14 protein-coding genes are annotated in these 16,126 nt (G+C 72.5%); 6 read left to right on the forward strand and 8 right to left on the reverse strand.

Translation table 11 applies throughout. The features are described from left to right. Window position 1 precedes the first annotated feature (1 nt). A complete protein-coding gene (locus tag CHF16_RS13835; protein ID WP_089326417.1) occupies window positions 2-769 on the reverse strand; it encodes an SDR family oxidoreductase in 768 nt (255 codons plus the stop codon). 207 nt (window positions 770-976) lie between these two features. On the opposite strand from CHF16_RS13835, the gene CHF16_RS13840 reads away from it, so the two are divergent. Next, the gene (locus CHF16_RS13840) at window positions 977-1,426 is read left to right on the forward strand and encodes a Zn-ribbon domain-containing OB-fold protein (protein WP_089326418.1); all 450 of its coding nucleotides are present in this window, start codon (window positions 977-979) and stop codon (window positions 1,424-1,426) included. Window positions 1,427-1,455: 29 nt separating this feature from the next. Further along, on the forward strand, window positions 1,456-2,613 hold the full coding sequence (locus tag CHF16_RS13845) for a lipid-transfer protein (protein ID WP_245868486.1): 1,158 nt from the start codon (window positions 1,456-1,458) through the stop codon (window positions 2,611-2,613). A gap of 34 nt (window positions 2,614-2,647) precedes the next feature. On the opposite strand, the gene CHF16_RS40880 is transcribed toward CHF16_RS13845, so the two are convergent. Next, window positions 2,648-4,264, reverse strand: coding sequence for a serine/threonine-protein kinase (locus CHF16_RS40880; RefSeq protein WP_218826665.1), 1,617 nt, complete (start codon window positions 4,262-4,264; stop codon window positions 2,648-2,650). Window positions 4,265-4,672: 408 nt separating this feature from the next. Between CHF16_RS40880 and CHF16_RS13855 the strand changes: the two genes are divergently transcribed. The 3 genes from CHF16_RS13855 to CHF16_RS13865 are packed head-to-tail and all read left to right on the forward strand — an operon-like array spanning window position 4,673 to window position 8,020. Then, window positions 4,673-5,272, forward strand: coding sequence for an ATP-binding cassette domain-containing protein (locus CHF16_RS13855; protein WP_245868461.1), 600 nt, complete (start codon window positions 4,673-4,675; stop codon window positions 5,270-5,272). 15 nt (window positions 5,273-5,287) lie between these two features. Further along, a complete protein-coding gene (locus tag CHF16_RS13860; RefSeq protein WP_089326421.1) occupies window positions 5,288-7,405 on the forward strand; it encodes a YhgE/Pip domain-containing protein in 2,118 nt (705 codons plus the stop codon). Window positions 7,406-7,432: 27 nt separating this feature from the next. Next, a complete protein-coding gene (locus tag CHF16_RS13865) occupies window positions 7,433-8,020 on the forward strand; it encodes a TetR/AcrR family transcriptional regulator (RefSeq protein ID WP_089326422.1) in 588 nt (195 codons plus the stop codon). A gap of 28 nt (window positions 8,021-8,048) precedes the next feature. Here CHF16_RS13865 and CHF16_RS13870 read toward each other — a convergent pair whose 3' ends face one another. The 6 genes from CHF16_RS13870 to CHF16_RS13895 all read right to left on the reverse strand — a co-directional run bounded on the left by CHF16_RS13870 (window position 8,049) and on the right by CHF16_RS13895 (window position 15,073). Beyond that, complete coding sequence (locus tag CHF16_RS13870; protein WP_218826666.1) at window positions 8,049-8,516, reverse strand: MarR family winged helix-turn-helix transcriptional regulator; 468 nt, start codon at window positions 8,514-8,516, stop codon at window positions 8,049-8,051. 218 nt (window positions 8,517-8,734) lie between these two features. After that, complete coding sequence (locus CHF16_RS13875; protein ID WP_089326423.1) at window positions 8,735-10,306, reverse strand: acyl-CoA synthetase; 1,572 nt, start codon at window positions 10,304-10,306, stop codon at window positions 8,735-8,737. An 83-nt stretch (window positions 10,307-10,389) separates the two neighbouring features. Next, window positions 10,390-11,547, reverse strand: a complete 1,158-nt coding sequence (locus CHF16_RS13880) for a thiolase domain-containing protein (protein ID WP_089326424.1) — start codon at window positions 11,545-11,547, stop codon at window positions 10,390-10,392. Then, window positions 11,540-12,577: a thiolase domain-containing protein gene (locus tag CHF16_RS13885; RefSeq protein WP_089326425.1), complete on the reverse strand. Its 1,038-nt coding sequence runs from the start codon at window positions 12,575-12,577 to the stop codon at window positions 11,540-11,542. The genes CHF16_RS13880 and CHF16_RS13885 overlap by 8 nt, the downstream gene beginning before the upstream one ends. Further along, window positions 12,577-13,524 carry a Zn-ribbon domain-containing OB-fold protein gene (locus CHF16_RS13890; RefSeq protein ID WP_089326426.1) on the reverse strand — a complete coding sequence of 316 codons (948 nt, stop codon included), beginning with the start codon at window positions 13,522-13,524 and terminating at the stop codon, window positions 12,577-12,579. The genes CHF16_RS13885 and CHF16_RS13890 overlap by 1 nt, the downstream gene beginning before the upstream one ends. Continuing rightward, the gene (locus CHF16_RS13895; protein WP_089326427.1) at window positions 13,514-15,073 is read right to left on the reverse strand and encodes an acyl-CoA synthetase; all 1,560 of its coding nucleotides are present in this window, start codon (window positions 15,071-15,073) and stop codon (window positions 13,514-13,516) included. Before CHF16_RS13895 ends, CHF16_RS13890 begins: the two co-directional genes overlap by 11 nt. Before the next feature lie 155 nt (window positions 15,074-15,228). Here CHF16_RS13895 and CHF16_RS13900 point away from each other — a divergent pair, with 155 nt between their 5' ends. Next, complete coding sequence (locus CHF16_RS13900) at window positions 15,229-16,041, forward strand: crotonase/enoyl-CoA hydratase family protein (RefSeq protein ID WP_179271525.1); 813 nt, start codon at window positions 15,229-15,231, stop codon at window positions 16,039-16,041. Window positions 16,042-16,126: the final 85 nt, after the last annotated feature.

Below are 16,126 nucleotides of genomic sequence, written 5' to 3' on the forward strand. Positions count from 1 at the left end.
CCTAGGCGATCGACGCGCGGATGGTGGCGCCGCCGTCCACGACGAGCGTCTGCCCGGTCATCCAGGACGAGGCGTCGCCCGCGAGGAACACGGCCGCGTTCGCGATGTCCTCCGGCTCACCGAGCCGCTTGAGCGGCATGTGCTCGCTGATCTGCGCCTCGTTCGGCTCCCAGAGCGCGCGGGCGAGGTGGGTCTTGACCAGGCCGGGGGCGATGCAGTTCACCCGCACCTTGGGCGCCAGCTCCATCGCGAACTGGCGGCTGAGGTGGATCACCGCGGCCTTGGTGGCGTTGTAGTAGCCGATGCCGTGCTCGGTGATCATGCCGCCGACGGAGGCGATGTTGATGACGGCGCCGCCGCGCTCGGCGAGGCCGCCCTTCAGCGCGAGCTGCGTCCACTGGACGATCGCGAACTGGTTGACCTCGACGGTCTTGGCCGCGGCGGCGGGCTCGATGTCGGCCATCGGGCCGTAGTAGGGGTTCGTCCCGGCGTTGTTGACCAGGATGTCGATGCCGCCGAACTCGGCGACGGCCGCGTCCACGCAGGCGGCGGCCTCGTCGGCGTGGCCGACGTGCGCCGCCTTCGCGAGCACTCCCGCGCCGGGGCTCGCGGCGGCGATCTCCTTGGCGACCTCGTCGAGCGCCTCCTGCTTGCGGGAGGAGATGACCACATTGGCGCCCTCGGCCGCCAGCGCCGCCGCGATCGCCTTCCCGATGCCTCGGGACGCCCCGGTGACCAGGGCCGTCCTTCCGTTGAGACCAGTCCGCATCCGCGCGCTCCCTACTGCTTCGCCACTGCTTGCAACTCGCTCGCACCCTGTGGGCGGCATGGGCAGAATCCGACTCGGTCCACTGTAGCGAAGTGACTGACGAGTCAGTTACCTCGGCCCCTGGGTTCGTCCCGCTGACCGGACCCGGCATTCTTTCTAACGATTGTTTGATTGGTACTCTCGCCGTGAAGACACGAGGAGGGCCGCGTGACCACGACCAAGGAGCGCCGTCCGGCCGCCGAGGGCTGGTACACCACCGCGGACGGCGACGTCCGCCTGCTCGGTACCCGATGCTCGTCGTGCGGCACGCCGTACTTCCCGCGCAACGAGCTGGCGTGCCGCAACCCCGGCTGCACGGGACCGAAGGACGGCTCCGAACTGGAGCCCTACGCCCTGTCCGCGCGCGGCCGCGTCTGGTCGTACGCCGACTCGCGCTACAAGCCGCCGCCGCCGTACGTCGCCGCCGAGCCGTTCGTCCCCTACGCCGTCGCCGCCGTCGAGCTCGAAGCCGAGCGGATGGTCGTCCTGGGCCAGGTCGTGCCCGGCGTCACCGTGGACGACCTGGAGGTCGGCATGGAGGTCGAGCTGACCGAGGGCATCCTCTACGAGGACGACGAAGCCGAGTACACCGTCTGGATGTGGAGGCCCGTCAAGTGAGTCGCGACATCGCCGTCCTGGGCGCGGGCATGCACCCGTGGGGCAAGTGGGGCCGCAACTTCGTCGAGTACGGGCTCGCGGCGGCGCGCCAGGCGCTCGCCGACGCCGGGCTGTCGTGGACGGACGTCCAGTACGTGTCCGGCGCCGACACCATCCGGAACGGGTACCCGGGGTTCATCGCGGGCGCCACGTTCGCGCAGGCCCTCGGCTGGTCGGGCGCGCGGGTGTCGAGCTGCTACGCGGCGTGCGCCTCCGGGGCGCAGGCCATCAACACGGCGCGCGCGCAGATCCTCGCGGGCCTGTGCGATGTCGCGCTGGTCGTGGGCGCCGACGCCGCCCCGAAGGGCTTCTTCAAGCCCGTCGGCGGGGACCGCCCGGACGACCCCGACTGGCTGCGGTTCCGCCTGCTCGGCGCGACCAACCCCATCTACTTCGCGCTGTACGCGCGCCGCCGCATGGCCATGTACGGCGCCACGCTCGACGACTTCGCCGCCGTGAAGGTGAAGAACGCGCGGCACGGCCTCGGCAACCCGAACGCCCGGTACCGCAAGGAGGTGACCGTCGAGGACGTCCGCGAGTCCGCCGTGGTCGCCGACCCGCTGCGGCTGCTGGACATCTGCGCCACCAGCGACGGCGGCGCCGCGCTCGTCCTCACCTCGATGGAGTTCGCGCGGCGGCACGGCGTGGCCGACCCGGTCCGCATCCCGGCGGTCTCGACGGTGACGCCGACGTTCCCGAAGACCGTGCTGGACCTGCCCGACTTCGCCACGGACTCGGCGATGACCGCCGCCGTCCCGGAGCGGCCGTTCCGCTCCGCGATCGCGCACGCCGCCTACGAGGAGGCGGGCCTCGGCCCCGAGGACCTGTCGCTCGCCGAGGTGTACGACCTGTCCACCGCCCTCGAACTCGACTGGTACGAGGACATCGGGCTGTGCGAGCAGGGCGGCGCCGAGGAGCTGCTGCGCTCCGGCGCGACGGCGCTCGGCGGGCGCGTCCCGGTGAACCCGAGCGGCGGCCTCGCCTCGTTCGGCGAGGCGATCCCGGCGCAGGCGATCGCGCAGGTGTGCGAGCTGACCTGGCAGCTGCGCGGGCAGGCCGAGGGCCGCCAGGTCGAGGGCGCGCGGGCCGGCATCGCGGTGAACCAGGGCCTGTTCGGCCACGGATCCGCCGTCATCGCCGTCCGCTGAACGGCCGGCCCCGAGACCTACGGAGGCGACGGCTTCACGCGACCGTGAAGCCGTCGCAGGCCATGAAGTACGCGTCGCCGTTCGGGTGGACGTGCATCCAGATGACCGTCCAGACACCCTTCATCAGCGGGTAGGTGCCGTTCCCGGCGCCCTCCCACTCGAAGTCCGCCGGGTACCGGAGCTTCACGTCCTGGTTGTCCTTCGGTACCAGGTGCGGCTTGCTCACGACCACGCCGGTCACGCCGTTGCCCTGCTGCTCGGCGGGCGGGCGGATCTGCGCGGCCACGTAGTAGCCGGACGGCTGGGCGTACTTGAAGCGCATGCTCAGCTCGATGGACGACGCGGTGACCGGCTGGCGCGGCGCCGACCTCTGCAGGTCCCTGGCGAGGGCTTGGTCCTCCGGGCGGACCGCCGGGAGGCAGGTGAAGTCCTTCCAGGAGAAGCGGGTTCTCTGGTAGTCGTCGGTGGGCTCCTTGACCAGGATGACGTCCGGCGGGCGGCCGTCGGCGGACGGGGTGCGTCCGGCCGGGGCCGCGGTCTTCTGCCCGCCGTCGGCGCCCTGCCCGGCCTGGGCCGTGGTCGAGCTCTTCGACCCGCTCGCGCCGTTCTCGCCGCTTCCGCCGTCGTCGCCGTTGAGGAGGACGCGCGCCGCGAAGGCGCCCCCGAGGACGACGGCGACCACCGCGGCCCCGGCGGCGATGACGGCGGCGCGCGACCGCGCGGGCCCCGCGCCGGGCACGGTCCGCGTCCGGTCCGGCGGGACGAGGCCGGACGCGGCGGCGTCGGCGAGGCTCAGCGGCGGCGCCTGGACCGGCCCGACGATCGCCCGGTAGGCGGGGTCGGCGGGCAGCGGCTCGACCGGCCCGATCTCTCGCAGCAGCTCCTCCGCGCCGATCCGCTGCTCCGGGTCCTTCGCGGCGCAGCGGCGGATGAGGCCGGCGAGGCGCGGCTCGACGCCGTCCACGTCGATGTCGCCGCTGAGCGTGCGGTGCAGGACGGCCTCGATGCGGCCGCCGCCGAACGGCGGGCGTCCCGTGGCCGCGTAGGCGACGGTGCCGGCGAGCGAGAACACGTCCGACGCGGGGAGCGGCTGCTGCTCGCGGACGACCTCCGGCGCGACGTAGCCGGGGGTGCCGTTCCACGCGCCCGTCTGGGTGATCTGCGTCTGCCCCTCGCCACGCGCGATGCCGAAGTCGATCAGGCGCGGGCCGTCCGGGGCGAGGATCACGTTGCCCGGCTTGAGGTCGCGGTGCTGGACGCCCTGCCGGTGGATCTCCAGCAGGCCCTGCGCGAGCGCGGCGAGCAGCCGCAGGCAGGTGCCGGCGGGGACCGGGCCGTGCTGGGCGACGGCCTGCCGGAGCGTCGGGCCGGGGACGTACTCGGTGGCCAGCCAGTACGGCGGCGCGTCCAGCCCGGCGCCGACCATCGCGGCGGCCGACCGGGACCGCACCCGCTCGACGGTCGCGACCTCGCGGCGGAACCGCGCGAGCGCCTGCGGGCCCTCGAAGTCCTCCCGGATCACCTTGACCGCGATGTGCCGGCCGCCGCCGGTCAGGCCCAGGTAGACCTGCCCCATCCCGCCGGCGCCGAGCCGCCCCAGCAGCGGGTAGCCGCCGATCCGCGCGGGATCCTCCGGACGCAGCGGTTCCACGGTTCACCGGCCCCTCGTCGTCGCCTCCGCGAATAAATGATCATAGGGGCGGCGGCGGGGGCGTGCGGGCCGGTCGCCGAGGTCGGTCCGCCTCGCACCCCTGCGACATTGTGATGGAAGTCACCCCCTATCGCCCGTGTGACCTGGGGCGGAGCGGTCACGTGTCTGATGTCACCGCTCTGGCGGGTTCGCGTAGTTTTTCCCCAGGCTAAATTTGAACTGACCGGTCAGTTCAAATTGTGGGGAGCTCCGATGAAGCCCGCGCACCAGACTCCGGGGACGGCTGCCGCGGCCGGGGGGACCGCCGCGACCGTCCCCGGACCCCGCCCGAGCGGCTCCGGGACTGGCGGGGGCCGTCCCGGAGCCGCCGGAACCGCCGGTGCCGCGGTCAAGGCGAGGGGCCTCGGCGTGCGCGGCCCCCGTGGATGGGCGTTCCGCGGCGCGGACCTCGACGCCCCGGCCGGCTCGCTCGTCGCCGTGAGCGGCATCGCCGGGACGGGACGCACCGCGTTCCTCCTCACCCTGGGCGGCCGGATGCGGCCCACCGAGGGCACCGTCGAGGTCGGCGGCCGCACCGGGCTCGGCGAGATCCAGCGGGTCGCGGCGCTCGGCATCGTCCCCGGTGTCACCGAACTCGACCCGGCGCTGACCGTCCGCGAGCACCTCGACGAGGCGCTCGCCCTGCGCGAGGGCGTCTTCGGCAGGTGGCGGGGACGGGAGGCGCGCCGCCGCCGCGCCCTCGACCGCGCCGGGCTCGACCTCGATCCCCGGACGTCCGCCGCCGAACTCGCACCCGACGAGGAACAGCTCCTCGGAGCCGCCCTCGGCCTCGTGGGCGACCCCGGCCTGCTCCTGCTCGACGACATCGGCGAGGGGCTGGACGCCGAACGGCAGCGCGCGCTGTGGCGGCGGCTCGCCGCCATCGCGTCCGGCGGGGTCACCGTCGTCGCCGCCTGCCATGACGCCGCCCCTGCCGAGGGCCTCGCCACCCGCGCACTCTCGCTCTAGCTCGGAGATCCCCCCATGAGACTTCCCGCGCTGACGCCGGGCGCCCTCGAACTGCGGCGCTTCCAGCGCAACCGGCTGACCCGTATCGCCCTGGCGGGTCTCGTCCTCCTGCCCCTGCTCTATGCCGGGCTGTACCTGTGGTCGTTCTGGGACCCCTACGCCCGGCTCCAGCATGTGCCGGTGGCGCTGGTGGTCGAGGACCGGCTGGCCAAGGCGGACGGCAAGACCGTCCATGCGGGGGCCGACCTCGCGGACGAACTACAGAAGCGCAGGGTGTTCGACTGGAAGACCGTGTCGGCGCATGAGGCCGACAAGGGCGTGCGGTCGGGGAAGTACTACCTGTCGCTGACGATCCCGTCCGACTTCAGCGCCCGGATCGCCTCGCCGTCCGGGGACGGGACGCCCCGTCCGGCCGATCTCCGGCTCCGGATGAACGACGCGAACAACTACGTCATGGGGACGCTCGCGCAGGCCGCGTTCAAGGAGATCAGCGCCGCCGCCGGGACCGAGGCCGTGCGCGGGTACTTCGACCAGGTCTTCCTGTCGTTCGGCAAGCTGCACGGCGAGCTGGGCGAGGCCGCCGACGGCGCGGGCAAGCTCGCCGAGGGCTCCGGTCAGGCCGAGGACGGCGCCGGCAAGCTCGCCGCGGGCGCGGGCGAGGCCAAGGCGGGCGCGGGCCGGCTCAAGGGCGGCATCGACGAGGCCCGCTCCGGCAGCGCGGAGCTGACGTCCGGGCTGGGCGACCTGCACGACGGGACCGAGCAGGTCGCCGCCGGGATGCGGCGGCTCACGGCGGCCGCCGACCGCGCGGGCGGCACGCTCGTCCCGCTGCTGCGCGAGAACGCCCCGGAGATCCGCTCCGCCGCGCTGGCGGTCGCGCGGGGCGCGGACGCCCTCGCCGACGGCGCCGGACGGCTGCCCGCGCGGACCGGCGCCGCCGTGCGGCAGGCGGAACGCGCGCAGCAGGAGCTGGAGACGGAGCTCGCCGCGCACCCCGAGATCCCCTCGGACGTCCGCCGGGACCTCACCCGGTCCGCCGCGCAGGTCGTCGCCGTGGCGAAGCAGGTGGACGGGTACGTCCGCGGGCACACCGGCGACCTGCGCGAGGTCGCGGCCGACGCGCGGACGGTCGAGCGCGCCGCCCGAAAGATCGCCGAGGAGGCGCCCTCCCTCGCCGCCAAGGTCGACAAGGCCCGCCGCGACATCGACCGCCTCGACGCCGGGACGCGGCAGGTCAACGCGGGCGCCGGGCGGCTGCTCGCCGGATCGTCCCGGCTCACCACCGGCCTCACCGCCCTCACCGGCGGCGCCGGGGAGCTGGAGGGCGGCCTCGGGCGGCTCTCCGGGGGCGCGGTGACGCTGGAGACCGCCCTCGCGCAGCTCGCGGACGGCAGCGGGAAGCTCGCGACCGGGCTGGACGACGGCGCCCGGCAGGTCCCCGCGTACGGCGACGAGGAGCGCGCGGCGCGGAGCGACATGATGAGCGACCCGGTGCGGCTGGCCGCGACCACCGACAACCGGGTGCCGAACTACGGGACGGGGTTCGCGCCGTTCTTCGTCCCGCTGTCGCTCTGGGTCGGCGGCATGATCATCTATATGCTGCTGCGGCCGCTGAACCCCCGCGCGATGGCGGGCACCGCGCCCGGCCGCCGCGTCGCGCTCGCCGGCTGGCTGCCCGCCGCGGCGCTCGGCGCGGCGCAGGCCGCGGTCGTCCTCGCGGTGCTGCGGTTCGCGCTCGGGCTGCGCGCCGAGCACTGGCCGGGGCTCGTGGCGTTCCTCGCGCTCGCGTCCGCCGCGTTCCTCGCCGTGATCCAGTGGGTGAACGCGCGGTTCGGGCCGGTCGGCCGGATCCTCGCGCTCGCGCTCCTCATGCTCCAGCTCACCTCGGCCGCGGGCACCTACCCCATCGAGACGAGCCCCCGGTTCTTCCAGGTGATCCGGCCGTACCTGCCGATGTCGTGGGTGGTGGACGGTGTCCGCCACCTGATCGGCGGCGGGCCGATGACCGCGGTATGGCAGGGTTGTGCGGTGCTGGCGGCGTTCCTGGCCGGCGGGCTCGCGCTCACCGCCCTGGCCGTCCGGCACAACCGGGTGTGGACGCTGAAGCGGCTCCACCCCGCCTTGAAGCTCTAGGGCCCTGACGTTTCGGGAGGCGCGAACGTGGCGCGCGGCACGACGCGGGAGAAGACCCGGGAGAAGCTGTTCGCCTCGGCGATCGAGCTGATCGCCGAGAGCGGCCTCGCCGCGACCACCGTCGACCAGATCGCCGAGCGGGCCGGGGTCGCCAAGGGCACCGTCTACTACAACTTCGGCAGCAAGGCCGCCCTGTTCTCGGCGCTGCTGGAGTACGGCGTCGACCGGCTCGCGACCGCGCTGCGCGGCGCCGCGTCCGGCAGGGCCCCGCTGGACGCCCTGGAGGCCGTCGTCGCCGCCGAGCTCGCCTTCATCGGCGAGCACGAGCCGTTCGCCCGCGTGCTGATCGCGGAGACGTGGCGGGCGGGCGGCGACTGGCAGCACGCGGCCCGGCTGATCCGCGAGCGCGCGATCGAGGTCGTCGCCGACGTCCTGCGCGACGCGGTTGCCGCCGGCGACCTGCGCCGCGACCTCGACACCGGCACCGCCGCGTCCGCCGTCTTCGGCATGGTGCTGACCGTCGCCCTGGACTGGCGGGCCCTCCAGCCCGCCCGCCCGCTGACCGACGTCCAGTCGACCGTGATGGCCCTCCTCCGCGGCCGCCTGACCCCCTGAGAACGCCGCTCCGCGGTCGGGGGCGCGGTCAGGGGAGGTCGCGGATCTCCTGGATGACGGCGGGCATCGCCGTGTTGTTCTCGGTGATCCAGCGACGCAGGACGGCGAGCTCCTCATCGGTGTAGGTGGCGAGGCGGTCGCGGAAGGCGCGGGCGATCGGCTCGAAGTAGCGGCCGAACTCGGCGACGTTCTCCTCGACCAGCTCGACGATCACGCGGCGGCGGTCGTCGGGGTCGCGGGTGCGCTTGACGTAGCCGGCGCGCTCCAGCCGGTCGATGACCGCGGTGATGGCGCCGCCGGTGGTGATGCCCATCAGGTGCGCGAGCTGGCCGGGGGTCTGCGGGCCGTCCAGCACCAGCGCGCTGACGCACTGCGCGTCGGTGACGTTGAGCCCCGCCTTGCTCGCGGTCGCGTGGTGCAGCAGCACGGTGAACATCGTGCTGCGCTGCATCGCCCGCTGGAGTTCCTCCAACTGGTCCGGGTCCCGGGTCGCCACGCCCACCTCTTCCGCACGTCTCCGCAATAGAGAGAGCCTAGTGGCCGCATCCGGTCAGGAACCAGCCTGGCGGCGCGGCGTGTGGCGCAGGACTCACACCTCGCCGATCAAGGCACTCCCAGGTCACCCCTATCATGGGAGTCGTTAGGACCACTAACAGAGGTCCGCTCCTGGCCCCGAATCCCACGAAGGTTCGGGGCCGACCTCTAGCGACTCCCCTACCGGACCTCCTCCGCCACCTGCTTCGCCCACCGGTAGTCGGCCTTGCCCGCCGGGGAGCGCTTCATCTCCGCGACGAACGCGTAGACGCGCGGCACCTTGTAGCCCGACAGCTCCCGCCGGCAGTGCGCGTCCAGCTCCTCCGAGGACGGCGCCTCGCCCGCCGGCTGGATCACCGCGGCGACGCGGTTGCCCCAGCGCTCGTCCGGGATGCCGGTCACGACCGCGTCGTACACCGCCGGATGGCCCTTCAGGACGGCCTCGACCTCCTCCGGGAACACCTTCTCGCCGCCGGTGTTGATGGCCTGCGAGCCGCGCCCGTACACGGCGATCGACCCGTCCTCCTCGACGGTGGCGATGTCTCCGGTGAGCAGCCAGCGCTTGCCGTCCACCACCGGGAACGTCTTCGCCGTCTTCTCCGGGTCGTTGTAGTAGCCCTGCGCGATGTGGCCCGTGCGGGCGACCTGGCCGATGACGCCCGACCCCGGCTTGACGGGCTGGAGCGCGTCGTCCAGGACGGTGACGTTCTCCACGTCCGGCGCGAACTTCAGGCCCTTCTCCGGGGTGGACCCGGCGACCGCCTCGGCCGTCGAGCCCGACTCGGTCGAGCCGAACCGGTCCAGGATCATGACGTTCGGCAGCAGCCCCTGGATGCGCTCCCGGACCGTCCCGGTGAAGATCGCGCCCGTGGAGACGAACGCGAACAGCGAGGAGGTGTCGTAGTTCCCGCGCGCCAGCTCCTCCGCCATCGGGATCGCCATCGCGTCCCCGGTGATCGTCAGCGAGTTGACCTTCTCCCGCTCGATCGTCCGCCAGATCTCGGCCGCGTCGAACTTGCGGGTGTAGACGAGCGTCGCGCCCATGAACCAGGCGATCCACGTGGCGACCTGCGCCGCCCCGTGCATCAGCGGCGCCACCGGCATCATGAGCAGCGGCCCGCCGGTGCGGGCGTTCTCCACGATGTCCTCGGGCCGCGACGGGCGCGGCACCGTCGGGTTCCAGAACGCGAAGATGATCTGCTCGGCCGACCAGATGACGCCCTTCGGCATCCCGGTCGTCCCGCCCGTGTAGATGATGTAGAGGTCCTCGCCGGACCGCGCCGGGAAGCCCGCGCGCGTCCCGTCCGCGTCCTTCAGCGCCGCGTCGTAGGCGACCGCCCCCGCGATGGACGGCGCGCCGCCCACCGCGATGAGGTGGCGCAGCTCCGGCACCTCCGGGACGGTCGCCGCGACGCGGTCCTCGAACTCCACGTCGTACAGCAGCGCGACGCTGTCGGAGTCCCGGTACACGTAGAGCAGCTCGCTCTCCACGTACCGGTAGTTGATGTTGATCGGCACGGCCCGGATCTTCAGCGCGGCCAGCAGCGCGGCAGCGTACTCCACACCGTTGTAGAGCTGCACGGCGATGTGCTGCCCGGGGCGGACGCCCGCGTCCATCAGGTGGTGCGCGAGCCGGTTCGCGTGCTCGTCCAGCTCGGCGAACGTGAGCCGCTGATCGCCGCACACCAGGGCGACACGGTCCCCGATCGCGTCCGCGATCCCCTCGAACAGGTCAGCGTGGTTGAACTCCATCGGACGTCCCTTTCGGGGTCTGGGGTGGTCCCCATGGAGGAACAGGGGTCTGGGGTCGTATTCGCGCCTCGGTAAGGGTCAGATCAGGGCTTGTCGCTGCCGACGATCCACATGGCGAAGAACTGGGCGCCGCCGCCGTAGGCGTGGCCGAGCGCGCGCCGCGCGCCGTCCACCTGGTGCTCGCCCGCCTGCCCGCGCACCTGGAGCGCCGCCTCGGCGAACCGGATCATCCCGGACGCGCCGATCGGGTTGGACGACAGCACGCCGCCGGACGGGTTCCACGGGATGTCGCCGTCGAACGCCGTCGCGCCCGCCTCGGTGAGCTTCCAGCCCTCGCTCTCGCCGCAGAACCCGAGGTTCTCCAGCCACATCGGCTCGTACCAGGAGAACGGGACGTACACCTCGGCGCAGTCCAGCTCGCGGCGCGGGTCGCTGATGCCGGCCTGCCGGTACACGTCCGCCGCCGCGTCCTTGCCGCCCTGCGGGCTGACGCTGTCGCGGCCGGCGAACTGCATCGGCTCGGACCGCATCGACGTGCCGTGCACCCAGGCGGGCGGGTTCGGGGCCTTCTTCGCCGCGTCCTCCGACGCCAGCACCATCGCGCAGGCGCCGTCCGAGGACGGGCAGGTCTCCAGGTAGCGGATCGGCTCCCACAGCATCGGCGTCGACTCGACCATCTCGCGGGAGATGCCGGGGATCTTCAGGTGCGCGTACGGGTTGCGCAGGGCGTTCTGCCGGTCCTTCACCGCGACGAGCGTCCCGATGTGGTCGGGCGCGCCGGACCGCCGCATGTACGCGCGGATGTGCGGCGCGAAGTAGCCGCCCGCGCCGACCACGAGGGACGTGGTGAACGGCCCGTTCACCGTCAGCGCCCACGTCGCGTTCGACTCCGACTGCTTCTCCCAGGCGAGCGTGAGGACCCGCTCGTGCACCCCGGACTGGATCAGGTTCGACGCGACGATCGCCGTCGACCCGCCGACCGAGCCCGCCGTGTGCACCCGCAGCAGCGGCTTGCCGGCGGCGCCGAGCGCGTCCGCCAGGAACAGCTCCGGCATCACGACGCCCTCGAACAGGTCGGGCGCCTTGCCGACCACGATCGCGTCGATGTCCTTCCAGGTCAGCCCGGCGTCGTCGAGGGCCCGGCGGGCGGCCTCGCGGAGCAGGCCCACCATCGAGACGTCCAGCCGCTTGGTCTTGTACTGGGTCTGCCCGATGCCGATGACCGCACAGCTCTTAGCCATTGTTCTCTCCCGACAGCACGCAGACGAGGTTCTGCTGGAGGCAGGGGCCGGACGCGGCGTGCCCGAGCGTCCGGGACGCCGTCCCGTCGTGGATGCGGGCCGCGGCCTCGCCGATCCTGATGAGGCCCGCCGCCATCACGGGGTTCGCCGACAGCGCCCCGCCGGACGGGTTGACCGTCACGCCGTCGTCCAGGCCGAGGGCCTCGCGCAGGATCAGCTCCTCGTGGCTGAACTGCGCGTGCAGCTCCGCCACCTCGACGCCGGCCGCGCCCGCCTTCTCCCCCGCGATGCGGGCGGACTCCGAGCGGGTCAGGTCCCGGACGCCGAGCGCGTGCGGCTCGGTCCGGTGGTCGATGCCGGTGATCCACGCGGGCCGCTCGCACAGCTCCCGCGCCTTGTCGCCCGCCGCCAGCACGATCGCGGCGGCGCCGTCGGTGACGGGCGCGACGTCGTAGGGGTGCAGCGGCGCCACGTCGTAGCCGTCCCCCTCCGGGTCCGGCAGGTGCAGCGCGAACGGGTTCTCCCGCCCGGACGCCCGGGACCGCGCGGCGACGGCGCGCAGGTCGTCCTCCTTGACGCCCGACTTCTCCATGTACGCGCGCGCCTGCATGGCGGCCATCGACACCTGGTCGACGCCGAGCGGCGCCAGCGTGTACGGGTCGAGCTGCTGGGACATGATCGCGCGGAGGTCGCCCTGGGACGACTTGCCGAACCCGTACACCAGCGCGGTGTCGATCTCGCCGAGCTGGAGCTTCACCCACGCCTCGTACAGCGCCCACGCGCCGTCCATCTCGACGTGGCTCTCCGAGATCGGCGGCCAGGCGCCGAGCGTGTCGAGCGCGGACACGAACGCGAACGGCGCGCCCTGCAGGTAGTCGCACGAGCCCGAGCAGGTGAAGCCGAACCGGGACAGCCCCGTCCGCTCCTTGATCTCGGTGATCACCGGGAGCACCATCTCGGTCTCCGCGATCCCCTGGTCCTCGCCGCTGTGCCGGCTCTGCGCGAATGCGACGACTGCGACAGCACGCATCACATGAAGTCCTTGATCTCTTCGAAGGGGACGTCGGGCTCGTCGATCGGCTCGAACCACTTGATGTTGGCCATCGACCGGTCCCACTCCTCGCGGGGCCGCCACGCCGCCTTCACCCGCATGCCCATCCGCACCTGGTCGGCGGGGATCCCGGCGACCAGCGTGAGCATCGTCAGCCCGGCGCCGTCCAGCAGCACGTAGGCGGACACGAACGGCACCTCGGGGGCGCGCGGGTCGGGGATGTTGTTGACCGCGAAGGTCGTGACGGTGCCGGTGTCGGGCAGCTCCACCTCCTCGGAGGTGGGGACGCCGTCGCGCGGGCAGAACCCCCGCATCGGCACGATGACCTTCTCGCACACCGGGCAGCGGTGCCCGATGATGCGGCCCTCGGAGACCCCCTCCAGGAACCGGCCGAGCGCCTGCCCGCCCTTCAGCCGGTAGCCCAGGCTCGCCTGCGGGTTGATCATGGTGACCTCGGGCAGGAAGCACTCGATGTCGCCGATCGTCCCGGTGCGCTCCGCGCGGTACTTCAGCCGCACCCGCATCCCGGTCTTGAGGAACCGCGGCGGCTTCGCGCCCGCCTCGAAGACGCCGAGGTCGAGCGCGTGCAGCAGCGCGGTGTCGGCGCCGTCCGGGCGGATCAGCGCCCACGCGAATGGGCGGTCGAACGGGTGCTCCTTCGCCGGGTGCGGCACCCACGACCAGGTCGTGACCGTCCCGGCCGGGCCGACCTCGACGAACTCGTCCGTCACGTCCTCGCCGGTGTCGGGGTCGCACTCCGCCGGCGGGACGAGCACCCGGCCGCCCGCGGTGCGGACGCCGACCAGCCGGCCGTCGCGCAGCTCGCTGAGGAAGCGCCCGAGCACCGGCCCGACCGAGCGGGTGTACCCGCCGGGGAACTCGACGACGTGGTTGGGGGTCTGTGATGGCGCCGTCTCAGATGGCACTGTCGCGGTCCTTCCAGTACGGGTCCCGCAGCTTGCGCTTGAGGAGCTTGCCGTTGGGCTCGCGCGGCATCGTCTCGATGAAGTCGATGGACTTCGGCCACTTCATCTTCGCGAGCCGGCCCTCCAGCGACGCGAGGATCTCGGCGGCGAGCTCGTCGCCGGGCTCCACGCCCTCCGCGGGCTCCACGACGGCCTTGATCTGCTCGCCCCACTCCTCGTCCGGGATGCCGAACACCGCGACGTCCGCGACCTTCGGATGCAGAGTGATCTCGTTCTCGATCTCGGCCGGGTAGATGTTCGCGCCGCCCGAGATGATCATGTCCGCCTTGCGGTCGGACAGGAACAGGAACCCGTCCTCGGTGAGGTAGCCGATGTCCCCGACGGTGAAGAAGTCCTTGAGGCGGTTCTTCTCCGTCTTCTCCTTGTCGCCCTTGTACTCGAACTGGACGCCGGCCATCTTCATGTAGATCGTGCCGTGCGTCCCGGCCGGGACGGGGTTGCCGTCGTCGTCCACGATCAGCAGCTCGCTGATCGGCCAGGCGTTGCCGACCGTGCCGGGGTGCGCGCGCCAGTCGGCCGGGCTCGCGATCGTCCCGCCGCCCTCGGTCGCCGCGTAGTACTCCCAGATGCAGTCGCCCCACCAGTCGAGCATCTGCTGCTTGATCGGCACCGGGCACGGCGCCGCCGCGTGGATCGCCCACTTCATGCTCGACACGTCGTACCGGGACCGGACGTCCTCGGGCAGCGCCAGCAGCCGCTTGAAGTGCGTCGGGACCATGTGGGTATTGCTGACGCGGTATTTCTCGATCACCCTGAGGGTGTCTTCGGCATCCCACTTGTCCATGTAGACGAGCGTGTGGCCCATCTGCAGGGCGGTGCCGCCGAACTGGGTGACGGCCGTGTGGTAGTTCGGCGAGGTGATCAGATGGGCCTGGTGCTCGCCCCCGGCGGGGATGCCCGGCGGGATGCCGAACAGGCCGAGCAGGAACGTCATCAACTCGGCGCTGTCGTCGGGGTCGATCCCCATCAGCGCACGCTTGACGCCCTTCGGCCGCCCGGTGGTACCCGACGTGTAGTGCATCGTGGCGCCGTTGGTGCGGTCCTCGGGCAGCGTGTCGGGCTGGCCGTCGACCAGCTCCTCGTACGGGCGGAAGCCCTCGATCTCACCGAACGAGAACCGCCGGTGCGCCTCGATCTCCTCGCCGGCGCGCGCGCCCTCCTTGGCGTACCGCTCATGGACGAAGAACGCCTTGGCCTCGCTGTCGGCGACGATGTACCCGATCTCCGGCCCGGTCAGGTGCCAGTTGATCGGCGTGTAGTACCAGCCGGCCTGCAGCGCGGCGAGGTACAGCACGACGCCGTCGATGCCGTTCGGGACGAGCCCGCAGATGCCGTCGCCCTTCTCCAGTCCCAGCGCGCGCAGCCCGTGCACGAGCCGGTTCGAGCGGGCGAGCAGGTCGCCCGCGGCGTACTCGGTTCCGTCCGGATCGACGGCGGCGATCCACTCGGGATCCGCCTGCGCCAACCGCCAGAAGCCCAATGACCCCATCGGATCTCCCCTAAGTGACCACAGTGAGCACCGACACACCGCGGCGCCCGGCAGCCAAAGTAGATCACGTTCTCGTTTTGCAGTTCAACCCCTACCGGTAGGGCAGTGGCTTAACTAGAATCTGTTCTCGTTTGACATCTGAGCTGGAGGAACCCATGGCGGAACGGCTGCCGATCAGCACCGACCACTGCATCGTCGAGCGCGACGGGCACGTCGTCATCGTCACGATGAACCGGCCCGAGGCGCGCAACGCGCTCAGCTCCTCGATGCTGGTCGGCCTCGCCGACGCCTGGGCGTACATCTCCGAGACGCCGGAGGTGCGGGTCGGCATCCTCACCGGAGCCGAGGGGACGTTCTGCGCCGGCGCCGACCTGAAGGCGATGGGGCAGCCGCCGTCGGACCCGCGCGTCCAGGAGCGGATGGCGCAGATCCCGGACTTCCACTGGAAGGGCCTGCTGCGCGACAGCCGCCCCACCAAGCCGATCATCTGCGCCATCGAGGGCTACGCGGTCGCCGGGGGCACCGAGCTCCTCGTCGGCACGGACCTGCGCGTCGTCGCCGAGGGCGCCACCCTCGGCCTGTACGAGGCGAAGCGCGGCCTGTTCCCGATGGGCGGCACCGCGATCCGGCTGCCCCGCCAGATCGGCTACGCCAACGCGATGGACATCATGCTCACCGCGCGCTCGGTCAGCCCGCGGGAGGCGCTCGCCATGGGGCTGATCAACAAGATCGTCCCGGACGGGCAGGCGCTCACCGCGGCCCGCGAGCTGGCCGACCAGGTCGCCGCGTGCGGCCCGCTCGTCGTCCAGGGCATCCTGCGCACCTACCGGGAGACCGAGCACCTCGCGGAGGAGGAGGCCCTCAAGATCTCCGACGAGATCGGCTGGCCGATCCTCGGCTCCGAGGACGCCAAGGAGGGCTCGCGCGCCTTCAAGGAGAAGCGTCCCGCCGTCTACCACGGCAGATAGCCCCTTTCCGGCCATGCCGCGGTGCCGGGGCCTCGCCGTCCCGGCGCTGCGGCATGTGCGGTATCGGTCGTCCGTAAATCGGCCG

This window comes from Actinomadura meyerae (assembly GCF_900188445.1).
GTDB lineage: Bacteria > Actinomycetota > Actinomycetes > Streptosporangiales > Streptosporangiaceae > Spirillospora > Spirillospora meyerae.